We start from the raw sequence: 3,339 nt of genomic DNA, 5'->3' as shown, positions 1-3,339 counted from the left end.
TGTAGCAATCAACGGTTGGTATTAGGACCACGGTTGCCGTGCTGACCGCCACCACCGGGGCCGCCTGCGCCACCGGGCCCGCCATGACCGCCCGGCCCACCCTGACCACGCGGATCAGCATAGGACTGGGGTGCTGCTACGGCAAAACACCCGAGAGCCAGAGCAAGGATAAATTTTGTCTTCATAAGAGACCTCATCTGTAACATGACCACTGTTCCGCCGGGGGTGTGGCAAAAGTTTGTCCGGGCTGCATTCTTTTCATTTTTGAAATAATGATAAACTCCTCTTTCCAAACCAGAAATCATCACCTTTATGGAAAAGGCTCATACACGCATGGCCTGTATGAAACGATCCTGATGACAAAGGTTTCCCATGATCAGCCGTTTACGTATTGGCCTTGTCGTGCTCAGCCTCAGCATAGCTGGGTGCGCCTCCCATAAAGAAAAAACGGCTGAAACAACTTGCCAGAATACGGCCCCGGCTCACCATCGCGCCTTCCACGGCAGGATAGAGGTTGGAAATGCCATGCAAACAATGTTGCCGGCTGCCCTGGGAGCCATTCCCGGAGCGGGAAATATGGCTGGCGGGTTAGCCGGAATGGGCATGCGGCAGGCCATGAATGGTTTTGGCCCTCACCCTCATCAGCCGCCTCCAGAGAAAACCGATCAGGAAGAACAGCCTGAGGCAACGCGTCCCTCTTTTCCCTGTCAGCCAGAAAAAGACGTCGTCCCAGACCTGAAGGCTGACGATATTAAAATGGAAGAAGCCCGTTAACTAAAAATAGGGATAAGCTGGCAAACTGAGCTGCCCGCATGCCGAGCCTTTTTATAAATGCGGCAGCCCCATCCAATGAGGCCGTTTGGCTTCAACCCACGCCAACGCTTTATTGGTCAGGCGCTGTAATGGCGGAACATCATCGGACAACAGTAAAAAGCCGAGTGGCAGCATCCACACCCCAAACACCGGCAGAATAGCCAGACACCCACCCAGAATAAAGAACGCGCCTGCCGGCATACGCACCCAACGCGCCTGTGGCCGCCGCAGCCAGTGAACAGCATTCTGCATGCGCGCAGGCAACCGTTTGACCAGCAGTTCTATCCGCCTTTCGCGGTCCTCAATGTCCTGAGCTATCGCGTGTTCTGTTCGCATGCCTATACTCCCTCATCTTTCAAAAGAGTGAGCTTTTAGAACACACCCTCTCCATTCAAAAAAACAATCTAGCCGCTTCCCTACGGTGCCCTATAACGCCTGGCAAAGCGCTTCGTTTTCCCTCACGCCCCAAATCTGCAAACGACTGCCAGAATCCAGCCCCTAGCAGGATGAAGGTGTTCAAATATTCACTTCGACACAAATATGTAAAATAGTTAATAAACAAGAGCGGGGCAGAAAGCCTGCCAGAATACAAAACAACTACGCACAAATAAATATATTATAATCGATATATTTTTATTTATCCGTAGAAAGTTAATTTTCATTATCCGCAACAAAATGGATAGTGACATGATTAAAGTATTCACATTCTCAGAAAGAATGAAAAATTACAGAACGTATGAAAATATGGTCCGTGCACGGGCTGATGTTTTTCACACACGCATGCATTGGGATGTGAAAGTTGAGCATGAGAGAGAAGAAGATGAATATGACCGGCAATATAACCCGCTTTATATTGTCGTAGAACGTCCTGATGGGTCCCATGCCACATCCATCAGACTATTACCGACAACTGGCCCGACAATGCTGCGGAACGTTTTCCATCGCTTTTTTCCTAACTGCCCCGATATCTACGGCGCAAACATTTGGGAAGTAACACGGTATTGCGCAACGTACCGGAAAGGAGACCCTGCATCCTATACTGGAGAACTTTTTGTAAAGCTTTCCGAAATATGTCTGGATGCAGGAATTGATATTGTCACTGGCGTCTTTTTTAAACCAATGTATCGTATCCTGATGCGCTCAGGATGGGATCCTATCCCGGTTACAACATCTGAATGGGATGGTAAACCTATCGTGCTGGGAACGTTTGAGATGTCAGAACCCCGCATGCATGACATCGCGCATCGATACGCCCTCGCCGCATAATAGACACCCCTCGCCCCCGCTCATACAGTATCAGACCCATCCTCTGAATGGTGTCTGTGCTGTATGACGAACTCAGAATTTGACCCGCAGATCATCCCCATCAACGATAGTCTTTTTGATGATATAAACGAGTCTGATACACAAAACGACATTTTGAAAATTATTGAAGAAATCAAAAAATCTTCAGGTATTGAAAACCTGACTTACGCCATGCTTTCTTCCATCCCGCAGCAAAGCAAAGCACCACCTCTTATTACAACATATAATGAGAACTGGCAGGAACTCTATCTTTCCAAAGGCTTTCTAAAAGACGACCCGACCGTTAACAGACTCTTTGAAAGTGCCTTACCTTTTGAATGGTCTAAAATCGTCTGTCGCACCCCCCGCGAACAGCACGTGATGGATTTATCCCGGGAATATGGTGTGGGGGAGTCTGGGCTCACTATCCCCCTCCGGGGACTACGGGGAGAACTCGGCATCTTGACCATAACCGGTCCGAACGCCTTCAATCCGCCTCTCAAGAGTTGTTACGCAAGAACATTCAGCCAGGTTGGCCTTTATCTGCATGAATGGCACGCCCGCAAAGCCGGGCTGCGATCAGAACAGGATATCCCGCGTTTATCGGCGCGCGAGAAAGATTGCCTTGCCCTTTGCGCGGCAGGCCTGATGGCCCAGAGAATAAGCGAAAAACTCGGCATTTCTGAAGCGGCGATACGCCTCTACCTGTCTTCAGCACGCACGAAATTACGCAGCCAGACAACCTGCGGCGCCGTCGCTAAAGCTATTCGTTTGGGAATTATATGAAGCGAGGAGATGAAATGGCGGAGGCTCTGGCTTGTGGTGTCTGGTGGTTCCCGTTTGTGGGAGTTGCGCTTCAAGTCTCCGGTGACAGGTAAACGCCGCCAGATAGAAAGGGGGTTTTGATCCCATAATAGAACGCAAGAAGGAGAAAGTTGTTAGCAACGTCGACACTCAGGATGTTCTGACTGCCCTCCGTCCAATATGGACAGAGAAAATCGAAACAGCAGGCAGGGTCATCTTTCAGCCCCCCTGCCCCCTCCGTCAAAACTGATAAAAATTCTGGGCCGTAGCCTCTTGGTAGTTCAAATAATGCGCTAAGTCACGGCAGGTCCATAGCTTGTCAGTAGGAATCTCCTCAGAGCTTTCTTTTCCCATTTCGCATCTTCCGGGCCACCATGTTTAATAGGACCGGTCTTTCCTGAAAGAGCAGCGGTTAGAGCGTTTTCCTCTCAATCTGGT

Annotated in this window: 5 protein-coding genes; 3 read left to right on the top strand and 2 right to left on the bottom strand. The window is 49.8% G+C overall.

Annotation, left to right across the window (positions count from 1 at the left end):
- Positions 1-8: 8 nt before the first annotated feature.
- Positions 9-185 (bottom strand): hypothetical protein, encoded by a 177-nt coding sequence (locus AD928_RS14615; protein WP_156470018.1) that lies wholly within the window; start codon positions 183-185, stop codon positions 9-11.
- A gap of 187 nt (positions 186-372) precedes the next feature.
- Here AD928_RS14615 and AD928_RS14610 point away from each other — a divergent pair, with 187 nt between their 5' ends.
- Positions 373-774: a hypothetical protein gene (locus tag AD928_RS14610; protein ID WP_156470017.1), complete on the top strand. Its 402-nt coding sequence runs from the start codon at positions 373-375 to the stop codon at positions 772-774.
- Between the two features lie 51 nt (positions 775-825).
- Here AD928_RS14610 and AD928_RS00520 read toward each other — a convergent pair whose 3' ends face one another.
- Complete coding sequence (locus tag AD928_RS00520; protein WP_062141987.1) at positions 826-1,149, bottom strand: hypothetical protein; 324 nt, start codon at positions 1,147-1,149, stop codon at positions 826-828.
- Positions 1,150-1,500: 351 nt separating this feature from the next.
- Between AD928_RS00520 and AD928_RS00515 the strand changes: the two genes are divergently transcribed.
- Together AD928_RS00515 and AD928_RS00510 are read left to right on the top strand one after the other, a co-directional pair.
- Entirely contained in the window at positions 1,501-2,079 is a 579-nt protein-coding gene (locus AD928_RS00515; protein WP_167347324.1) for an acyl-homoserine-lactone synthase, read from the top strand.
- Between the two features lie 63 nt (positions 2,080-2,142).
- Positions 2,143-2,883, top strand: coding sequence for a helix-turn-helix transcriptional regulator (locus AD928_RS00510; RefSeq protein WP_062247400.1), 741 nt, complete (start codon positions 2,143-2,145; stop codon positions 2,881-2,883).
- Positions 2,884-3,339: the final 456 nt, after the last annotated feature.

The organism is Acetobacter cerevisiae, assembly GCF_001580535.1.
Taxonomy (GTDB): Bacteria; Pseudomonadota; Alphaproteobacteria; order Acetobacterales; family Acetobacteraceae; genus Acetobacter; species Acetobacter cerevisiae.
Note: the sequence above shows the minus strand (reverse complement) of the source record. Positions and strands in the feature narration are given on the sequence as shown.

Coding starts and splice junctions, on each gene's coding strand:
- AD928_RS14615 (WP_156470018.1), bottom strand. CDS start 185: ATGAAGACAAAATTTATCCTTGCTCTGGCTCTCGGGTGTTTTGCCGTA.
- AD928_RS14610 (WP_156470017.1), top strand. CDS start 373: ATGATCAGCCGTTTACGTATTGGCCTTGTCGTGCTCAGCCTCAGCATA.
- AD928_RS00520 (WP_062141987.1), bottom strand. CDS start 1,149: ATGCGAACAGAACACGCGATAGCTCAGGACATTGAGGACCGCGAAAGG.
- AD928_RS00515 (WP_167347324.1), top strand. CDS start 1,501: ATGATTAAAGTATTCACATTCTCAGAAAGAATGAAAAATTACAGAACG.
- AD928_RS00510 (WP_062247400.1), top strand. CDS start 2,143: ATGACGAACTCAGAATTTGACCCGCAGATCATCCCCATCAACGATAGT.